This window comes from Gordonia sp. NPDC003422, from assembly GCF_053588675.1.
The window spans coordinates 231919-249301 of record NZ_JBSFQL010000001.1 but is presented as its reverse complement, the minus strand read 5'-3'; the positions used below and the strand labels follow the sequence as shown (position 1 = coordinate 249301).

General features: G+C 66.2%; 16 protein-coding genes. 11 read left to right on the top strand and 5 right to left on the bottom strand.

What is annotated here, in order from left to right; genetic code table 11:
* Nucleotides 1–144: 144 nt before the first annotated feature.
* From ACWDTF_RS00965 to mmsB, 3 genes are read left to right on the top strand one after another with little or no spacing between them, the layout of a single operon-like run.
* Entirely contained in the window at nucleotides 145–1677 is a 1533-nt protein-coding gene (locus tag ACWDTF_RS00965) for a CoA-acylating methylmalonate-semialdehyde dehydrogenase (RefSeq protein WP_433256282.1), read from the top strand.
* A gap of 6 nt (nucleotides 1678–1683) precedes the next feature.
* Nucleotides 1684–2865, top strand: coding sequence for an acyl-CoA dehydrogenase family protein (locus tag ACWDTF_RS00960; RefSeq protein ID WP_240861299.1), 1182 nt, complete (start codon nucleotides 1684–1686; stop codon nucleotides 2863–2865).
* A 42-nt stretch (nucleotides 2866–2907) separates the two neighbouring features.
* Nucleotides 2908–3849, top strand: a complete 942-nt coding sequence (mmsB, locus tag ACWDTF_RS00955; RefSeq protein WP_449753851.1) for a 3-hydroxyisobutyrate dehydrogenase — start codon at nucleotides 2908–2910, stop codon at nucleotides 3847–3849.
* Nucleotides 3850–3859: 10 nt separating this feature from the next.
* Here the strand turns inward: mmsB and ACWDTF_RS00950 are convergent, their stop codons facing one another.
* Nucleotides 3860–4453, bottom strand: coding sequence for a TetR/AcrR family transcriptional regulator (locus ACWDTF_RS00950; protein WP_240861293.1), 594 nt, complete (start codon nucleotides 4451–4453; stop codon nucleotides 3860–3862).
* 73 nt (nucleotides 4454–4526) lie between these two features.
* Here ACWDTF_RS00950 and ACWDTF_RS00945 point away from each other — a divergent pair, with 73 nt between their 5' ends.
* Nucleotides 4527–5726, top strand: coding sequence for a cytochrome P450 (locus ACWDTF_RS00945; RefSeq protein ID WP_449753850.1), 1200 nt, complete (start codon nucleotides 4527–4529; stop codon nucleotides 5724–5726).
* A complete protein-coding gene (locus ACWDTF_RS00940; RefSeq protein WP_355274012.1) occupies nucleotides 5723–7156 on the top strand; it encodes an ABC1 kinase family protein in 1434 nt (477 codons plus the stop codon). The genes ACWDTF_RS00945 and ACWDTF_RS00940 overlap by 4 nt, the downstream gene beginning before the upstream one ends.
* Nucleotides 7157–7360: 204 nt before the next feature.
* Here the strand turns inward: ACWDTF_RS00940 and ACWDTF_RS00935 are convergent, their stop codons facing one another.
* Genes ACWDTF_RS00935 through ACWDTF_RS00925 form a run of 3 tightly spaced genes read right to left on the bottom strand, consistent with a single transcriptional unit; the run spans nucleotide 7361 to nucleotide 8684 of the window.
* Entirely contained in the window at nucleotides 7361–7513 is a 153-nt protein-coding gene (locus ACWDTF_RS00935) for a hypothetical protein (protein ID WP_355274009.1), read from the bottom strand.
* A gap of 60 nt (nucleotides 7514–7573) precedes the next feature.
* Nucleotides 7574–8077 carry a MarR family transcriptional regulator gene (locus ACWDTF_RS00930; RefSeq protein WP_240861286.1) on the bottom strand — a complete coding sequence of 168 codons (504 nt, stop codon included), beginning with the start codon at nucleotides 8075–8077 and terminating at the stop codon, nucleotides 7574–7576.
* 10 nt (nucleotides 8078–8087) lie between these two features.
* Nucleotides 8088–8684: a TetR/AcrR family transcriptional regulator gene (locus ACWDTF_RS00925; RefSeq protein WP_240861402.1), complete on the bottom strand. Its 597-nt coding sequence runs from the start codon at nucleotides 8682–8684 to the stop codon at nucleotides 8088–8090.
* A gap of 50 nt (nucleotides 8685–8734) precedes the next feature.
* Between ACWDTF_RS00925 and ACWDTF_RS00920 the strand changes: the two genes are divergently transcribed.
* Nucleotides 8735–9241, top strand: a complete 507-nt coding sequence (locus ACWDTF_RS00920; protein WP_240861284.1) for a DUF4188 domain-containing protein — start codon at nucleotides 8735–8737, stop codon at nucleotides 9239–9241.
* On the opposite strand, the gene ACWDTF_RS00915 is transcribed toward ACWDTF_RS00920, so the two are convergent.
* Nucleotides 9207–9854: a TetR/AcrR family transcriptional regulator gene (locus ACWDTF_RS00915; RefSeq protein ID WP_355274005.1), complete on the bottom strand. Its 648-nt coding sequence runs from the start codon at nucleotides 9852–9854 to the stop codon at nucleotides 9207–9209. The genes ACWDTF_RS00920 and ACWDTF_RS00915 overlap by 35 nt on opposite strands.
* Nucleotides 9855–10104: 250 nt before the next feature.
* Between ACWDTF_RS00915 and ACWDTF_RS00910 the strand changes: the two genes are divergently transcribed.
* The 5 genes from ACWDTF_RS00910 to atzF all read left to right on the top strand — a co-directional run bounded on the left by ACWDTF_RS00910 (nucleotide 10105) and on the right by atzF (nucleotide 16984).
* Nucleotides 10105–11652, top strand: a complete 1548-nt coding sequence (locus ACWDTF_RS00910) for an amino acid permease (RefSeq protein ID WP_355274002.1) — start codon at nucleotides 10105–10107, stop codon at nucleotides 11650–11652.
* A gap of 103 nt (nucleotides 11653–11755) precedes the next feature.
* Nucleotides 11756–12595: an urea amidolyase associated protein UAAP1 gene (locus ACWDTF_RS00905; protein ID WP_355273999.1), complete on the top strand. Its 840-nt coding sequence runs from the start codon at nucleotides 11756–11758 to the stop codon at nucleotides 12593–12595.
* A gap of 14 nt (nucleotides 12596–12609) precedes the next feature.
* Entirely contained in the window at nucleotides 12610–13275 is a 666-nt protein-coding gene (locus ACWDTF_RS00900) for an urea amidolyase associated protein UAAP2 (RefSeq protein ID WP_240861278.1), read from the top strand.
* A gap of 38 nt (nucleotides 13276–13313) precedes the next feature.
* Nucleotides 13314–15341 (top strand): 5-oxoprolinase/urea amidolyase family protein, encoded by a 2028-nt coding sequence (locus tag ACWDTF_RS00895; protein WP_355273995.1) that lies wholly within the window; start codon nucleotides 13314–13316, stop codon nucleotides 15339–15341.
* Nucleotides 15338–16984: an allophanate hydrolase gene (atzF, locus tag ACWDTF_RS00890; protein WP_355273992.1), complete on the top strand. Its 1647-nt coding sequence runs from the start codon at nucleotides 15338–15340 to the stop codon at nucleotides 16982–16984. The genes ACWDTF_RS00895 and atzF overlap by 4 nt, the downstream gene beginning before the upstream one ends.
* The last annotated feature ends 399 nt before the right edge of the window (nucleotides 16985–17383 follow it).

The following is a 17383-nucleotide window of genomic DNA, read 5'->3' as shown; positions in this document are numbered from 1 at the left end:
GCCGAGGTCACGAGCGAGGGTACCCTAACGATCCCTCATCGCCGAAATCTGCGCCAGAGGAGAAAGTCCTTGCGAATTTACTTGGATGTCCTACTATTGGGGGCGTCAAGACTTCCCCGATCCGAAATTCAGGTGATCCTCGCCGTGACTGCCACCACTTCGATTCCGCACTACCTCGACGGCAAGCGGGTGACCGCCGACGCCGGTACCGGCCGCTTTGCCGACGTGTTCAACCCCAGCACCGGAGCGGTTGCCGCGCAGGTCCCGCTGGCGAGCACCGAGCAGGTGGCCGCCGCGGTCGAGACCGCGAAGGCCGCGCAGAAGGAGTGGGCCGCCTGGAACCCGCAGCGCCGCGCCCGCGTGCTGATGCGCTTCGTCGACCTGGTCAACCAGAACGCCGACGACCTGGCCACCACGCTCTCGCTCGAACACGGCAAGACCCACGCCGACGCGCGCGGCGACATCCAGCGCGGCATCGAGGTGATCGAGTTCGCCATCGGCATCCCGCATCTGATCAAGGGTGAGTTCACCGAGGGCGCCGGTTCGGGTATCGACGTTCACTCGGTGCGCCAGCCTCTCGGCGTCGTCGCCGGCATCACGCCGTTCAACTTCCCCGCGATGATCCCGCTGTGGAAGGCCGGACCCGCGCTCGCCTGCGGCAACGCCTTCATCCTCAAGCCGAGCGAGCGCGACCCGTCGGTCCCGGTCCGGCTGGCCGAATTGTTCACCGAGGCAGGGCTTCCCGACGGTGTCTTCCAGGTTGTCCACGGCGACAAGGAGGCGGTCGACGCGCTGCTGACCCACCCCGACGTCAAGGCACTCGGCTTCGTCGGCAGCTCCGACATCGCGCAGTACATCTACGAGACGTCGGCCGCCCACGGCAAGCGCTCACAGTGCTTCGGCGGTGCCAAGAACCACATGATCATCATGCCCGACGCCAATCTCGACCAGGCCGTCGATGCCCTCATCGGTGCCGGCTACGGCAGCGCCGGCGAGCGTTGCATGGCCATCAGCGTCGCCGTTCCGGTGGGCGAACAGACCGCGGACCGGTTGCGCGCCAAGCTGATCGACAAGGTCAACGCGCTGCGCGTCGGCCACAGCCTCGACCCCAAGGCGGATTACGGTCCGCTGGTCACCGCGGCCGCGCTCGAGCGCGTCAAGGGTTACATCGCCAAGGGTGTGGAAGAGGGTGCCGAGCTCGTCATCGACGGCCGCGAACGCACCAGCGACGAACAGACTTTCGGCGACGAGGACATCTCGAACGGATTCTTCATCGGCCCCACGCTGTTCGACCATGTCACCAAGGGCATGACGTCCTATGAGGACGAGATCTTCGGTCCGGTGCTGCAGATCGTGCGCGCCCACGACTACGAGGAAGCACTCGCGCTGGCGACGGATCACCAGTACGGCAACGGTGTTGCGATCTTCACCCAGGACGGCGACGCTGCCCGTGACTTCACGGCTCGTGTCGAGGTGGGCATGGTCGGCGTCAACGTGCCGATCCCGGTTCCGGTGGCGTACTACACCTTTGGTGGCTGGAAGCGCTCCGGCTTCGGCGACCTCAACCAGCACGGCCCGGCGTCGATCCAGTTCTACACCAAGACCAAGACCATCACGTCGCGCTGGCCGTCGGGCATCAAGGATGGCGCCGAGTTCGTCATCCCGACGATGGACTGACCGCAGATGTCGTTGTTCACCGACGCCGGTCCCGGCGCCGGTCTCGACAGTGACGATCGTGTGATCGTCGAGACCGCCGCCGGTTTCGCGGCCAAGAAGCTCGCGCCCTTCGCGCTCGAATGGGATGCGAACAATCATTTCCCGCTCGATGAACTGCGCGAGGCGGCCGAATTGGGCATGGGCGCGATCTACTGCTCCGACGACGTCGGCGGCAGTGGACTGCGTCGTCTCGACGGGGTTCGGATCTTCGCCGAACTCGCCTACGCCGACCCGGCGGTGGCCGCGTTCCTGTCGATCCACAACATGTGCACGTGGATGGTCGATCACTACGGCACCGACGAGCAGCGCGCCGAGTGGGTGCCGAAGCTGGCGACGATGGAGACCGTGGCCAGCTACTGCCTCACCGAACCAGGCGCCGGTTCGGACGCGGCGGCGTTGTCCACCAAGGCAATTGCATCCGGTGACGAGTACGTGCTCACCGGTGTCAAACAGTTCATCTCGGGTGCCGGGTCGTCGGATCTGTACGTGATCATGGCGCGCACCGGTGACGCCGGACCCAAGGGCATCTCGACGTTCCTCGTCGACAAGGACACGCCGGGACTGAGTTTCGGTGCGCAGGAACACAAGATGGGCTGGCATGCGCAGCCCACCGCGCAGGTGATCCTCGACGAGGTGCGGGTTCCGGCCGACCGGCTGCTCGGCGCCACCGAGGGCATCGGTTTCGGCATCGCGATGAACGGCCTCAACGGTGGTCGGCTCAACATCGCGGCGTCGTCGCTCGGTGGTGCCCAGGCCGCCTACGACAAGGCCGCCTCCTATGTCGCCACGCGCAAGGCGTTCGGGAAGGCTCTGCTCGACGAGTCGACCATTCGCTTCACGCTGGCCGACATGGCGACCGGATTGCAGACCAGCAGGCTGATGCTCGAGCATGCGGCGTCGGCGCTCGACGCCAACGCCCCCGACAAGGTGGAGCAGTGTGCGATGGCCAAACGCTATGTCACCGACACCTGCTTCACCATCGCCGATGCGGCACTGCAACTTCACGGCGGCTACGGATATCTGTCCGAGTACGGAATCGAGAAAATCGTCCGGGATCTCCGCGTTCATCGCATCCTGGAAGGCACCAACGAGATCATGCGGGTGGTTCTCGGCAGGTCGATCGCGTCGCGGTTTCACTCCGCTCCGTGACCCCAGAGTCTCCACCCAAGTGGCCCCCATCCGCTCCCTGAGGTGCGAGGAGCGCAAGCGACGAGCCTCGAAGGGCGCGTCAACCACAACCACACATCAACAGGAGAATCGACAATGACGACGATCGCGTTTCTGGGACTGGGCAACATGGGCGGCCCGATGGCCGCGAACCTGGCGAAGGCCGGCCACACCGTGCACGGGTTCGATCCCGTCCCGGAGGCGGTCAAGACCGCGGAAGCCAACGGGATCGGCACGTTTCCGTCGGCGGTGGAGGCGGTGGCCGCCGCGGAGGTGGTGATCACCATGCTGCCCAGCGGTGCCATCGTGAAGAAGTGCTACTCCGATATCCTGCCGGCCACGCCGACCGGCGCGCTGTTCATCGACAGCTCCACCATCTCGGTCGACGACGCGCGGGAGATCCACGCGCAGGCGCTCGACCATGGGTTCGCGCAGATCGACGCCCCGGTCTCGGGTGGTGTCAAGGGTGCGACGGCCGGCACGCTCGCGTTCATGGTCGGCGGTGAGGAGGAGTCGTTCTCCGCGGCCCGCCCGACGCTGGAACCCATGGCGGGCAAGATCATTCACTGCGGCACGGCCGGTGCCGGCCAGGCCGCCAAGGTGTGCAACAACATGGTGCTCGCCGTCCAGCAGATCGCGGTGGGGGAGGCTTTCGTGCTCGCCAAGAAGCTGGGTCTCGCCGATCAGGCGCTGTACGACGTGATCACCGGTGCGACGGGCAACTGCTGGGCCGTGCAGACCAACTGCCCAGTCCCGGGTCCGGTGCCGACGTCACCGGCGAACAACGACTTCAAGCCGGGTTTCGCGACCGCGCTGATGAACAAGGATCTCGGCCTGGCGATGGACGCGGTCGCCAGCACCGGTTCCCGCGCCCCGCTGGGCACGCACGCGGCGCAGCTCTACCGCGCGTTCGCCGAACAGCACGCCGACCAGGACTTCAGCGCCATCATCAACAGCCTGCACTGACGAGCCCGCGTCAGACGCTCTCGATCCGCCCCGCGACCATCGCGACCCATTCGGCGACGAATCGTTCGTCGTCGATGGCGAGGGGTTCGACGCCAAGGAATTGCCGCATGGTGCGGTGTGCGAACAGGGCGTCCAGTGCAACGGCGGCGATCGCCTCGGCGGCCTGCGTGTCGATGTGCGGAGCGGCCCGCGCGACCCAGGCGGTCATGCCGGTGTAGGAATCGGCCACCAGTGATCCGAAGGCGTCGGCGAGTTTGCGTGGGCGGTCTCGCAATTCGGAGGACACGATGCGTAGCAGGGTGGCTTCTTCGTCGATGACGCTCAGCGTGTATCGGCACAGGACGGTGAGTTCGGACCGCATGTCGGTCAGTCCCTCGAAGATCTGCCGGATGTCGGCGAGAGCGCTCATCCGGTCGAGTTGACGATCGATCCCGGCTTCGAGCAGCAACTCCTTGGATCGGAAGTGGTGGTAGAGCCCGCCGGATCCCGGCGCGAGGCCGGCGGCTGCCTCGATCTGGGCGACGCTCGTTGCGCGGTAACCCTGTTCGCCGAAGAGGCGCATTGCCTCGTCGATCAATCGGTCGCGCGTCGACAAAGCGTCCATTGACACCTCCCAAGTGCTCACTTAGTCTGGCCAAGTGTAACCACCTAAGTGAGCACTTGGGAAGGAGTCGGGAATGAGTACCGCACTCGGGCCTGCTCAACTTCCCTGGTCATCGGACCGGGCGCCGACCGACTACGCACGTCTGCGCGCGCTGCACGGACCCGTCGGCCACGACGACGCGTCGGGGGCGTGGCTGATCCTCGGATACGAGGCCGCGCGGTCGGTGTTGACCGGGCGCGGGTGGACGAGCGATCCGATGGCGTCCGAGGTGAATCGGCAGGGACTCGATGCCCTGGGCATCTCCGAGCCGCCGCTCTCCCGCACGATGCTTCTTCTGGACGGCGACGATCATGCGCGCCAACGTGATTCGGTCCGCAACGTGTTCACTCCCCGGTACATCGCGCAGCTCTCCGACGGCGTCGTGGCCATCGCCGACGACATCATCGCGCCGATCGGAACGCGCACCCCCTTCGACTTCATGACCGAGATCGCCCAGCCGTTTCCGATTGCGGTGATCGCCGAGTGGCTGGGTCTGGATCTGCCTGCGGCGCAGACGCTGTGGACCGAGGCGGCCGCCATCGCCCCGGCGCTCGACGGCATCCTCGATGCCGAGGCGGCCCCCGCAGCGGCCGGTGCGCTCGCCGCGCTGGTCGCCGAGTTCCTGCCGTTGGCCGCACAGCGTCGAACCGAACCGGGCGACGACCTGCTGAGTCTGCTGGCGACCGATCCGCGTCTCGATCTGGACGAGGTGGTGATGAACGCGATCCTGCTGGCGGTCGCCGGGCACGAGACCACCGCGAACCTGCTCGGTGGCGGGATCGCCCGACTGCTGACCGGGCCGGTCGGTCGGCGACCGATCGATCGGATCGACGCCGACGACCCCGCCGTGCTCGACGAGATGCTGCGGCTCGACGGTCCCGCCCAGGCCGTCTTCCGGGTGGCGACGTTCACGCAGCAGTTGGGCGGGCACACCATCGGGGCCGGTGACCGGGCCATCGTGGTCCTCGGTTCCGCCAACCGCGACCCGGATGTCTTTGACAACCCCGACCAGTTCCGTCTCGATCGCGATGGGAGACAACCGAACCTGGCGTTCGGACACGGTCCCCATCGTTGCCTCGGCGCGGCGCTGGCGCGTCTGGAGGTGACTGTGGCGCTGCGGATGCTGATCGGTCGTGAGCCAGTGCTCGACGGCCCGCCGGTGCTGCGCGACTCGCGCCTGCTCCGCGGGCTGCATTCCCTGCCGATGAGATTCCTGAAAGGATCCCGATCATGACCGACGAAGCGCCCCAGGCTCCCGACCGCTTCGGCGAGGTGCGCGCGGGCCGTGTGCGTCGCACCATTCCCGTGGTGGGATTCGCGGCCCGGTCGGCGGGCGGTCGTGTGGTGGCCGGATTGCGCCAGCGGGCGGGAAACGAAGGGGCCGTCGACGATTTCCATCGTCGCACCGCCGATCGCTATGCCGATCTGCTCGGGCATTCCAAAGGTGTCCTGATGAAGGCCGGGCAACTCATGTCGACCTTCGACGGTTCAGGGCCCACAGACGGGCCGCTGGCGATCTACCAGCAGGCGTTGCGTCGCCTGCAGGCCGACGCGCCACCGATGGACGCCGACACCGCACGCGAGATCGTCGAAGCCGAACTGGGGAAGCCGATCGAGAAGTTGTTCGCGGGCTTTTCGCCCGAGCCGATGGCGGCTGCCTCCATCGGTCAGGTGCATGTGGCGTGGCTGCCCGATGGGCGCCGGGTGGCGGTCAAGGTGCAGTATCCCGGTGTGGCGCAGGCGATTCGTCACGACCTGGCCAACACCGAACTGCTGGCGACCTTCTTCAAACTCAGTATGTCGCTGACCCCCAGGGCATTTCGCACCGATCAACGCGCGGCCGCCGCCGAACTGTCCGAGCGCATCGCCGAGGAACTCGACTATCGGCATGAGGCGCGAAGCATCAGCCGGTTTGCCGACCTGTACCGCGGACATCCGTTCATCCGGATACCCGAGGTGGTCGCGAACCGTTCGACCAACCGGGTGTTGACGATGAGCTACGTCGACGGCGTCGGGTGGTCCGAGGCCCTCACCGCCGATCAGGACCTGCGCAACCACTGGGGCGAGGTGATCGGCTACTTCGCGTTCGGCGCCTACCGCCACGGCAGTCTGTTCAACGCGGACCCACACCCGGGCAACTACCGCTTCGGCGACGACGGGAGTGTCGGCTTCGTCGACTTCGGTTGTGTCAAACAGTTTCCCGAGTGGGTGCGGACCGGCATCGTGCACACCTATCGGGCGACTCTCGCGGGAGATCGCGACGAGGTCTTTCGCCTCGCGAACCGGCATGGATTCCTCGACACCGACGCCGATCTGACCGCCGACCAGGTCTTCGAGTGGTGGGCGATGATGAGTAGGGCATCGCTCGGCGAGCAGCCGCATTCCTTTGTCGCCGACGACAGCGGCGACGCGCTGCGATCCTTCATCGGCGACGGTCCGGCAAGCGTGGCCTTCCGCCGCATGAGCGTGCCCAGCGACTACGTCATGCTCGCCCGGATCAGCCTCGGGGTCAACGCGGTACTCAGCGGACTCGGCGCGACCTTCGACACCCGCGAACAGTCCGACGCGCTCGACGGCATCGGCGAACCAACAAGCGATCTCGCCAAGGCGCACACCGCGTGGGTCCGCGAGCGTGGCCTACCCTTCGGGCTCGATCCGCGCTGACCTGGGGAAATGCCTGATCGCCAGGTCGCAAAATCTAGGGGAAGAACTTCTTCCCCGGGGTTCATGGTCTTCCGCTAGAAATTTCTCGGGGAGGACACCAAGGGTAGGGGCGGAATCTTCTTCCCCTACTTTCTTTTTGAGGCGGATCGTGCTCCCGATGTCGATGACCACGCGACGGCCGTCCCAGATGACACCGTTGAGTCCTCAGATGCGTATATCTGCATGCCGATGCCCGGCGGTGTCACTTCGGACGGCGCCCGGGCCGAGTTGCTCGCGCGTACGCAGGAGTTCGAGCGCGCCCGCATAGGCGAAGAACGCACCGAGGAGTACGGCCGCGATCCAGTAGGCGATCGTCATACTCGGGGATTCTATGGTGGCCGGCGATCCGAGTGGAGCAGGCTGGGAAGTCGCCCCTGTTCAGAAATCCCCGTTGTGGTGTCGGAGTGACTGGATCGCCGACACCAGTCCGCCGATCTCGTCGTCGCTCATGCCGACGTCGGCGAACACCTCGGCGTTGAGGGTCTTGGTCGCGTCCTCGACCGTCGAGCGTCCGAGTTCGGTGATCTGGACGAGGGTGGTGCGACCGTCGGTGGGGTGGGGGACACGCTGGACGAGTCCGTTCTCCTCGAGCCGGCGGATCGCATGCGTGACGCTGGTGACGTGCACCTGCAGGCGGTCTGACGCCTTGGTGATGGGCAACGCTCCCTGGCGTGAAAAAGCAAGCAGCCGAAGAAGTTCGAAGCGCGAGAAGGTGAGGTCGTAGGGGCGCAGCGATGCCTCCACGCGGGCGAGCAGGATCTGGTGGGCGCGCATCACCGACGTGACCGCGACCATCCCGTCGGCCACGTCGCCCCACCCGGCCTGGGTCCAGTTCGCCTGTGCCTGTGCGATCGGGTCGAAACTCATGCTGCGGCCTGCCATGGGGGACAGCCTAATCGGGTTGTGCCAGCCAACCTTGGACGATGGCCCCACCCGCGACGACCGGATCGGCGTCGGCGGGGTAGTGGCCGGACAGGAGCAGCAGTGCCATGCCGTGCACCTGCGCCCACAGCGATGCGGCGACGGTCGCGACGTCGGCTTTCCGAAACACCCCGGACTCGATGGCTCGTGCGACGCCGTCGCGCAGTGGTTGGATCGCGCGTTCGGCCGCCGCGGTGGACTCGTCGGTCGGCGCGATACCGGTCAGCGCGTCGCCGAACATCAACGCGTAGAGCTTCGGGTTTGCCAGTGCCCAGCCGACGTAGGCGGTGCCCAGGTTCGCGATGTCGCCGGCGGCGTCGGGGGCCTGCGCGACTGCATGCTCGGCGGCCGTGAACGATTCCAGTGCCCGCACCTGAACGGCTCTGGCCAGGGCTTCCTTACTGCCGAACAGGGAGTACACCGCGGTCGTCGACGTGCCGGCGGCCCGCGCGACGTCCCGCAACGACAGCGCGCCGATGCCATGAGCCGCGACGATCGCAACGGCTTCGTCGAGCAGTTGGTCGCGCAGGTCATTCGTATGAATTCTGGGTCTTGCCACGAGGCCGATTATTCCATAACGTTGTTTCATAACATCGTTTTGAAACCAGGAGGCTCGCCATGTCCAAGCCCGACGCCGCGAGAATGACCAACCTGACGCCACCCGACGGCACGACGCTGTTCCTCATCGGCATGAAAGTGACGAAACCGTGGCGCATCCGCGCGTGGACCTACACGTTCTTCGCGATGCCGAGGATGCTCAAGCATCTCGAACGCCATCGCGAGGCCGGGCTGCTCTCGTATCACCTGTATCTCGTTCCGTCGCCGCTGGTGGTGACCTACTGGCGATCAGCCGCGGACATCCAGGCCTTCGCCGCCGACTCCGCGGCACCACATCGGCCGGCGTGGCAGTGGTTCAACAAGCACTTCGCCGACCAGAACGCGGTCGGCATCTGGCACGAGACCTACGAGATCGACCGGCACGAGACCATCAACAGCGGGATGCCACCGTGGGGTCTGAGCAAGGCGGTCGGGCGTCGGCCCATCGCGGCGGGATCGAGGACGGCGGCGCAACGGATGGCCGCTTCCGGGGTCAACGCGCCGGGTCGTGCTCCAGCAGCATCTTGATCGCGCCGACGATGGTGTCGACGAGGCCGGCGGCGGTGTGCTCGCCCAACTCTCCGCGCGCTTCGTCGCCCCGCATCATGATGACGGACTCGACCAGCCTGAACGGCAACAGGTTTCGCTTGTCCGACGCGGTGCCGAGCGCCTCGGTCGCAAGTCTGGCGTAGATGTCGGCGAGTTCGCGTCGGGCGGCCCGGAATTCGGTGAACCGCTCGTCGCGGACCTCGGGCAGGAGGTACAGCGCGCCGAGATTCCAGCGTGACGACGCCAGTTGTGTGACGTCGTAGCGGGCGAGATCGAGGAGTCGTTCGAGCGCGGGCCGTTCCTCGGTGAGCAGCCGACGCGCATGGTCTAGCGGGGTGAGGACGGTGGTCTCGAGCAGCGCGGCGAGGATGTCGTCCTTGGTGGCGAAATAGTGGTACATCGACGCCTGGCGGATGCCGACGGCGTCAGCGATCATGCGCGTCGACGTGCCGGTGTATCCACGGCTGGTGAAGAGTTCGGCTGCGGCGTCGAGGATTTCCTCACGAGCGGTCTCGCCGCGGCGTTTGGGTTCGACGAGTCGGGGTCGGCCCGGACCGGCCACCGTGCGGCGCGACGCCGACCGTGGGGTCATGTCCCGGCCCTTCTGTGCGGCGGAGCATCTGAGTGGGGATTTCGGGTGGATTCCGAGCCTTGAGTGTAGCCCGTGCGGCCACCCGGCCCGCTGACCTGCGGCGCGTAACGCATTCGTTGCGCGAGTTTCCCGGCTTGCAACATTTCTGTCATGTGATAGAAATAGCGAGACGCTTATCTATCAACTGACAGTTAAACCGCTCAACGGTGAGCTCCCCCCAGAGAGAAACCGCAGAGAAAGACCACACACGATGACCTCTACCGCATCTACCGGCGTAACGTCGCAGCCCGTGTCTCCCACCACGGGCATGGACGCCGACGACCTGTCGGAATTCGGCTACGACCAGCAGCTACACCGCTCCCTCGGCAAGTTCGCATCGTTTGCCGCGGGCTTCTCGTTCGTGTCCATCCTGACCACGATCTTCCAGCTCTTCGGCCTCGGCTTCGGTTTCGGCGGTCCGGCCTTCTTCTGGACCTGGCCGATCGTCTACGCAGGCCAGTTCCTCGTCGCGCTCTGCTTCGCCGAGATCGCGGCCCGCTACCCGATCTCCGGCGCCATCTATCAGTGGTCCCGACGCATGGGCGGGGAGGTGATCGGCTGGTTCGGCGGCTGGTTCATGATGATCGCCCAGATCGTCACCGCGTCGGCGGCAGCGATCGCGCTGCAGGTGGTGCTGCCGACGGTGTGGTCGGGCTTCCAGATCATCGGCGACGATCCCGACCTCACCAGCTCGAGCGGTGCGGCGAACGCGGTGCTCCTCGGCTCGATCCTGCTGGTCATCGTCACCGCCATCAACTGCGTCGGCGTCACCTGGATGAGCCGCGTCAACAACATCGGCGTCACCTGTGAGCTCGTCGGTGTGGTCGCCGTGATCCTCGCACTGTTCACCCACGCTCAGCGCGGACCGAGCGTGGTGTTCGACACCGGAGTTCCCGGAACGCAGCCGGGCTACATCTGGGCCTTCATCGTGTCCGGTCTGATGGCCGCCTACGTCATGGTCGGTTTCGGTTCGGCCGGTGAGCTCGCCGAGGAGACCAAGAACCCGCGTCGCGTCGCCCCGCGCACCATCCGGATGGCGCTGACCGTTTCCGCGATCGGCGGCGGACTGATGCTGCTCGGTGCCCTCATGGCGGCACCGACCCTGGGTGAGGAGCTTGCGACCGGCGGCCTGCCGTACGTGCTCGACTCGGTGCTCGGCAACTTCTGGGGCAAGGTGCTGCTGTGCGACGTCGCCGTGGCGATCTTCATCTGCACCCTGGCCATCCAGACCGCGTGCTCGCGCCTCATGTTCTCGATGGCTCGTGACGGCCGACTCCCGTTCTCCAAGCAGCTGTCTCACGTGAACAGCCGCACCGGCACCCCGATCCTCCCGGCCATCCTGATCGGTCTGTTGTGCATCGGCATCCTGTTGGTGAACGTCGGCAACTCGGCGATCTTCGCGACCCTCGCCAGCGTCTGCATCATCCTGATCTACCTGGCCTACCTCGCGGTCACGGCGCCGATGCTCTACCGCCGCTTCCAGGGCTGGCCCAACGGCGGTGTCGCGGTCGACGCGGAAGGCAAGAAGCTGTTCGGGCTCGGCCGCTTCGGCATCATCGTCAACATCCTTGCGGTTGCCTACGGCACGCTGATGGTGATCAACCTGGCCTGGCCGCGCGCCGAGGTCTTCGACCCGAGCGGTGAGATGCCCATCCTGCGCTGGGCCGGCCCCATCTGCATCGTCGCGACCGTCCTGGTCGGCATCGCCTGCTACCCCCGCGGCAAAGAGCACCCGAAGCCGGTCACCGTCGGCGCCTGACACTCGCCCTCCGGTCCCTGAGGTGCGAGGAGCGCTAGCGACGAGCCTCGAAGGGCCGGCGACCCACAACTCGAAAACCTGCTACACCCAAGGAGTAACACCCATGAGCACCATCACCGATACCGGCACCACTGCCGGCGCCCGCGAGCATGCGCGGTCGCAGGCCGGTGCGATCACCGACTCGATGCCGGTGGTTCCGGCCAGTAAGTGGCCCAACCCTCCCGTCGACGTCGACCCGTCCACCCTCACCTGGGCCGAGACCATTCCCGGCGGTCGCTACACCAGCAAGGTGCTGGCGCGTGGCACGCGAATCCGGTTGCGTGACATCGCCGGATCTGCGTGCGCGCACATCCTGCTGTGGCGCGCCGACGCCCCGTGGGAGCGCCTCAACGTCGCCGACACAGTGAAGGTGCCGTGGCAGGCGTACCTGTCGACCGGGCATCCGCTGCTGAGCGATCAGGGGCGTGCGCTGGCGACGATCGTCGCCGACGAGTCGGCTCACCACGACGCGCTGTGCGGTACCTCGACCCTCGTCGGCAACACCGCCAAATACGGTGACGGTCATGTGCATTCCGCGTCACCGGCGGGCCGGGAGATGTTCACGCTGGCTGCGGCCAAGCACGGGCTCACGCCGACCGACGTCGCGCCGTCGCTGTCGTTCTTCCACGGTGTCGTGGTCGAGGCCGACGGAACGTTGACGTCGAAGGGTTCGGCGGGGCTCGACAAGTCGGTCGACCTGATCCTGCACCTCCCGTGTGTGGTGGCGATCGTCAACACCGCACACCCGCTCGATCCGTCGCCCACCTTCGACACCGGACCGCTCGAACTGTTGGCGTGGAAGGCACCCAACGACCTGACGTCTCTGCTCGCCGACGTCGAGAACACCGATCCCGAATACCAACGCGCCGTGGCCAACTCCGAAGATGTCTGGAATGCACTGTGACTACCAACACCACGATGACTACAACCACAGATTTCGCTTCTGCTCCTGCCGAGGAACTTGCCCTGGTGCCCGGCACCGTCGTCTACGACGGTGAGGTCGGCGACCGCGGGCCCTGGTCCGGCGTCGTCGCTGCCGGCGATGTGCTGACCATCGTCGATCTGTACGGCAACCAGGCGGTCGACACGCTGTTCTTCGGCGCGCACGACCACTCGATCCGCTACTCGGCGCAGGCCACGATCGCCGTGCAGGGCAACATCTTTCTGACCACGGGCAGTGTGATCCGTGATCAGGAAGCCAACCCGCTGATGACCATCGTCGCCGACGAGGTCGGCAACCATGACACCGTCGGTGGCGCTTGCTCGCAGGAATCCAACACGCTGCGCTACGGACACCACACCAAGCATCAGCATGCGTGCGTGGAGAACTTCCTCATCGAGGGCAGTCGGCATGGTTTGGGGAAGGCCGACATGGTCGGCAACATCAACTTCTTCATGAACGTGCCGGTCGACGCGGACGGTTCGCTCGGCATCGTCGACGGCTTGTCGGCGCCGGGCAAGCGTCTGGCGTTGCGTGCCGACGTCGACACGCTCGTCCTGATCTCCAACTGTCCGCAGATCAACAACCCCTGCAACGGTTTCGATCCGACCGCAGTTCGCGTCATCGTGACCCGGCCGTCCTGACCTTTCTCGTTCGTTTCCCACAGGAGCTCTGTTCCACCATGGCAATCACCGTCTTACGCGCGGGTCCGCTGACCACCATCCAGGATTGGCCCGGCCGCGTCGGGTACTGGAAGGTCGGCGTCCCGCCGTCCGGCCCGATGGACGATCTGTCGTTCCGGCTGGCCAACGTCGCGGTCGGAAATGCCGAGACCGCAGCCGGTCTCGAGGTCACCCTGGCCGGGCCGGCGCTGCGGTTCGACGAGCCGGCGGTGGTCGCGGTGACCGGTGCCCCGGTGATCGTTCGGGTCGACGGAAAGGTTGTGCCGCAGTGGGTTCCGCTGCGCATCGCCGCGGGGTCGACACTCGACGTGGGAGCGGTCGGCGACCTGGGAATGCGCGTCTACGTGGCGATCTCGGGTGGTCTCGACGCCGAGGACTACCTGGGTAGCCGCTCGACCTTCACGATGGGCCGGTTCGGCGGCAAGGACGGTCGGCGGCTGAACGATGGTGACGAGCTGTCGAGTCCGGTGTGCGAGCCGTCCCCGATCCCTGAGGTGCGAGCTTGCGAGCCTCGAAGGGCTCGCCGCATCCTCTTCGACGAGCAACCCGCGATGACCAACGCGTGGCAGCTCGGTGTGACAGTCGGCCCGCATGGGGCGCCGGAGTTCTTCACGCCCGACGACATAGACGATCTGTTCGCCACGGATTACGAGGTGCATTTCAACTCCGATCGCACCGGTGTCCGCCTCGTCGGCCCCAAGCCGCGGTGGGCGCGGACCGATGGGGGAGAGGCGGGTCTGCATCCGTCGAACATCCACGACAACGCATATTCCGTTGGTGCGCTTGACTTCACGGGTGACACTCCGATTCTTCTCGGGCCGGATGGTCCGAGCCTCGGCGGGTTCGTGTGTCCGGTGACGGTCACCAGCGCGGAACGGTGGAAGCTGGGGCAGCTCAAGCCCGGCGACACGGTGCGTTTCGTGGCGGTCCGCAGCGATGCGACGGCGTCGGCCACCGAGTTGGGGTTGGGGCGTCGCGCGTCGTTCGTGCCCGTGCTGTCGGCCGGTGGCGACACGGACAACGGCATTCTGGGCACCACGTCGACCGCGGACGGGTCGACGGCCGTCACCTATCGGCGTAGCGGCGACGACAACATCCTCGTCGAATATGGCGACATGCGGCTCGATCTCGCGCTGCGTGCCCGGGTGCAGGCGCTGAGTGAGCGTATCGCGGCCGAAAAGCCCAGGGGTCTGATCGATCTCACCCCGGGGATTCGGTCGTTGCAGGTGAAGGCCGACCCGGATGTGTGGTCGCAGGCGTCGATGCTGGAGTGGCTCACCGAGTGTGAAAGCCAGCTCCCGGCGGCTGAGGATCTCGTCGTGCCGAGTCGTACTGTGCACCTGCCGTTGTCGTGGGACGATCCCGCCACCCGCGAGGCCATCGAACGCTACATGCTGGGCGTGCGGTCGGATGCGCCGTGGTGTCCGTGGAACATCGAGTTCATCCGTCGCATGAACGGGCTCGACTCGGTCGACGACGTCTACCGGACCGTCTTCGACGCCAGCTATCTGGTGCTCGGCCTCGGTGACGTGTATCTCGGTGCGCCGGTTGCTGTTCCGCTCGATCCTCGGCATCGTCTCGTGACCACCAAGTACAACCCGGCCCGGACGTGGACGCCGGAGAATGCCGTCGGCATCGGTGGCGCGTATCTGTGCATCTACGGCATGGAGGGACCCGGCGGATATCAGTTCGTCGGCCGCACGACGCAGGTGTGGAATCATCGGCATCCGTTGCCTGCACCGGGATTCGACCCCGAGCACCCGTGGCTGCTGCGCTTCTTCGACCAGATCCGCTGGTATCCCGTGAGTGCCGAGGAGCTGATCGACATGCGGGCCGACGTCGCCGCCGGTCGTGGCGACAGCACCCGGATCACCGACGGAGTGTTCTCGCTGGCCGAGCATCAGCAATTCCTCGATTCGCAGGCCGTCGACATCTCGGCAAAACGGGAGACAATGGAGGTTGCGCGGGCCGAGGAGCGTCAACGCTGGTCGTTGCAGGGCGAGTTTGCGAAAGGGAAAGTGGCATGAGCAAGATCGACGACATCTTCGGCCGAATCGCTGCCGCCGATCGCCCCGAGGTGTTCATCACGTTGCGTTCTCGCGATGAGGTTTCCGCAGATTTCGCGCAGTCCGTCGCGGGTGGCGGCCCGCTCGCCGGAATGGTGTTGGCGGTCAAGGACAATGTCGACGTGGCCGGGTTACCCACCACGGCTGCGTGTCCCGGGTACGCCTACACACCTGATGTCGACGCACCCGCGGTCGCTGCGTTGAAGGCGGCGGGGGCGGTGGTGATCGGCAAGACCAACCTTGACCAGTTCGCCACCGGCCTCGTCGGAACACGCAGTCCCTATGGCGCGGCGCGTGACTCGCGTCGTCCCGACCGTATCTCCGGTGGTTCGAGCTCCGGCTCTGCGGTGGCTGTCGCGCTCGGGTTCGCTGACATTGCGATAGGTACCGACACCGCAGGTTCGGGTCGGGTTCCCGCGGGATTGCAGGGGATTGTCGGGATCAAGCCGACCGTCGGTGCGATCTCCACCGACGGTGTGGTCCCGGCGTGCGCCAGCTATGACACGGTGACGATCTTCGCCGCGACCCTCGATCTCGCCGACGCCGCGATGGCCGCGATGGCCGGTGCGCGTGGCCCGCGACCGTTCGGTACGCCGACTCTTCTGGCCGCGCCGGAGCGCCCGGTTGTTGCTGTGCCAGCCGAATTGCCGTCGTTGGATGACAACTGGCGTGCTGCCTTCGCCGACGCGGTGTCGCGCGCAGAGTCTGCCGGCCTGGTGATCAAGACCATCGACCTGTCGCCATTCCTGGCCGCTGCCAAGCTCTTGTACGACGACGCGCTGGTCGCGGAGCGCTACGACGCCGTGGGCGAGTACATCGACGGCGGCGGCTCGGATCTGGACCCCACCGTTGCGGGAATCATCCGTTCCGCGAATCGATTCGGGGCTGTCGATCTGCTTCGCGCACACCGCAAGCTGGACGAGCTGCGGGAGCTGGCGATGACCGAATGGGGCGACGCTACCGCGCTCATCGTCCCGACCGCACCCATGCATCCGACCCTCGCCGACGTTGTTGCCGACCCGGTGGGCGTCAACTCCCGGATGGGCACCTACACCAACTTCTGCAACCTCTTCGACTTGTGTGGCCTCGCCATCCCGTCGGGCGTCGTCGACGAAAGCGACGGCAGTCAAGCGCAATTCGGCATCACTCTGCTGGCGAAGGCACACGAGGACGCGGTACTCGTCGATCTGGCCCAGCGTCTGGGCGCGGCATCGCCCGCCGCCTCCTGGCCCGAGTCCGTCGCTCCCGCCGTCGAACTTGCTGTTTTCGGTGCGCACATGAGTGGCGGTCCGCTGACTCACGAACTCTCCGACCGCGGCGCTCGCTGGGTCGGTGAGGTGACCACCGCGCCGTCGTACCGTCTCGTTGCCCTGTCCACCACGCCACCCAAGCCGGGTCTGATCCGCGATCCGTCCGACGGACGTGCGATCCAGGGTGAGATCTGGACTCTGTCACCGTCGGCGCTGGGCTCCTTCCTCGCCGACCTTCCCTCGCCGATGATGCTCGGGCAGGTCGAATTGTCCGACGGCCGTTGGGTGGTCGGCTTCGGCTGCGCCGCCGATGCTGGTGCAGCCGGGGAGCCCCTTGACCGCGATCGTTGGTGACCCACCCCGTTTCATGTGGGGAATCTGTACGAGTCAGCTTGTGTAAGTGCACTATCCACTTCACTCGGCTGGTGCGTACAGATTCCCGCAGGTTGGTCTCTCCATCCGCTCCCTGCGGTGCTCGAGGCGCCAAGCCGACCCTTCTACCGCTCCCTGAGGTGCTCGAGGCGCTAGCCGACCCTTCTACCGCTCCCTGAGGTGCTCGCGGCGCTATGCCGACGCTCCTACCGCTCCCTGAGGTGCTCGAGGCGCTATGCCGACGCTCCTACCGCTCCCTGAGGTGCGACGAGCGCTAGCGAGGAGCCTCGAAGGGCCGCGAGCTCTCCTACCAAGTCCAACACGCGCTGTGTATCAACGTCACTCGACGCGTGACGTTCTTGTCGGTGCCTTCTTCTACCC

Excerpts from the sequence above, each read along its gene's own strand:
- ACWDTF_RS00920 (WP_240861284.1), top strand. The coding sequence starts at position 8,735 with ATGTCCAAGCCCGACGCCGCGAGAATGACCAACCTGACGCCACCCGAC.
- ACWDTF_RS00930 (WP_240861286.1), bottom strand. The coding sequence starts at position 8,077 with ATGGCAGGCCGCAGCATGAGTTTCGACCCGATCGCACAGGCACAGGCG.
- ACWDTF_RS00895 (WP_355273995.1), top strand. The coding sequence starts at position 13,314 with ATGGCAATCACCGTCTTACGCGCGGGTCCGCTGACCACCATCCAGGAT.
- ACWDTF_RS00915 (WP_355274005.1), bottom strand. The coding sequence starts at position 9,854 with ATGACCCCACGGTCGGCGTCGCGCCGCACGGTGGCCGGTCCGGGCCGA.
- atzF (WP_355273992.1), top strand. The coding sequence starts at position 15,338 with ATGAGCAAGATCGACGACATCTTCGGCCGAATCGCTGCCGCCGATCGC.
- ACWDTF_RS00900 (WP_240861278.1), top strand. The coding sequence starts at position 12,610 with ATGACTACAACCACAGATTTCGCTTCTGCTCCTGCCGAGGAACTTGCC.
- ACWDTF_RS00935 (WP_355274009.1), bottom strand. The coding sequence starts at position 7,513 with ATGACGATCGCCTACTGGATCGCGGCCGTACTCCTCGGTGCGTTCTTC.
- ACWDTF_RS00950 (WP_240861293.1), bottom strand. The coding sequence starts at position 4,453 with ATGGACGCTTTGTCGACGCGCGACCGATTGATCGACGAGGCAATGCGC.
- ACWDTF_RS00905 (WP_355273999.1), top strand. The coding sequence starts at position 11,756 with ATGAGCACCATCACCGATACCGGCACCACTGCCGGCGCCCGCGAGCAT.
- ACWDTF_RS00945 (WP_449753850.1), top strand. The coding sequence starts at position 4,527 with ATGAGTACCGCACTCGGGCCTGCTCAACTTCCCTGGTCATCGGACCGG.
- ACWDTF_RS00940 (WP_355274012.1), top strand. The coding sequence starts at position 5,723 with ATGACCGACGAAGCGCCCCAGGCTCCCGACCGCTTCGGCGAGGTGCGC.
- ACWDTF_RS00960 (WP_240861299.1), top strand. The coding sequence starts at position 1,684 with ATGTCGTTGTTCACCGACGCCGGTCCCGGCGCCGGTCTCGACAGTGAC.
- ACWDTF_RS00910 (WP_355274002.1), top strand. The coding sequence starts at position 10,105 with ATGACCTCTACCGCATCTACCGGCGTAACGTCGCAGCCCGTGTCTCCC.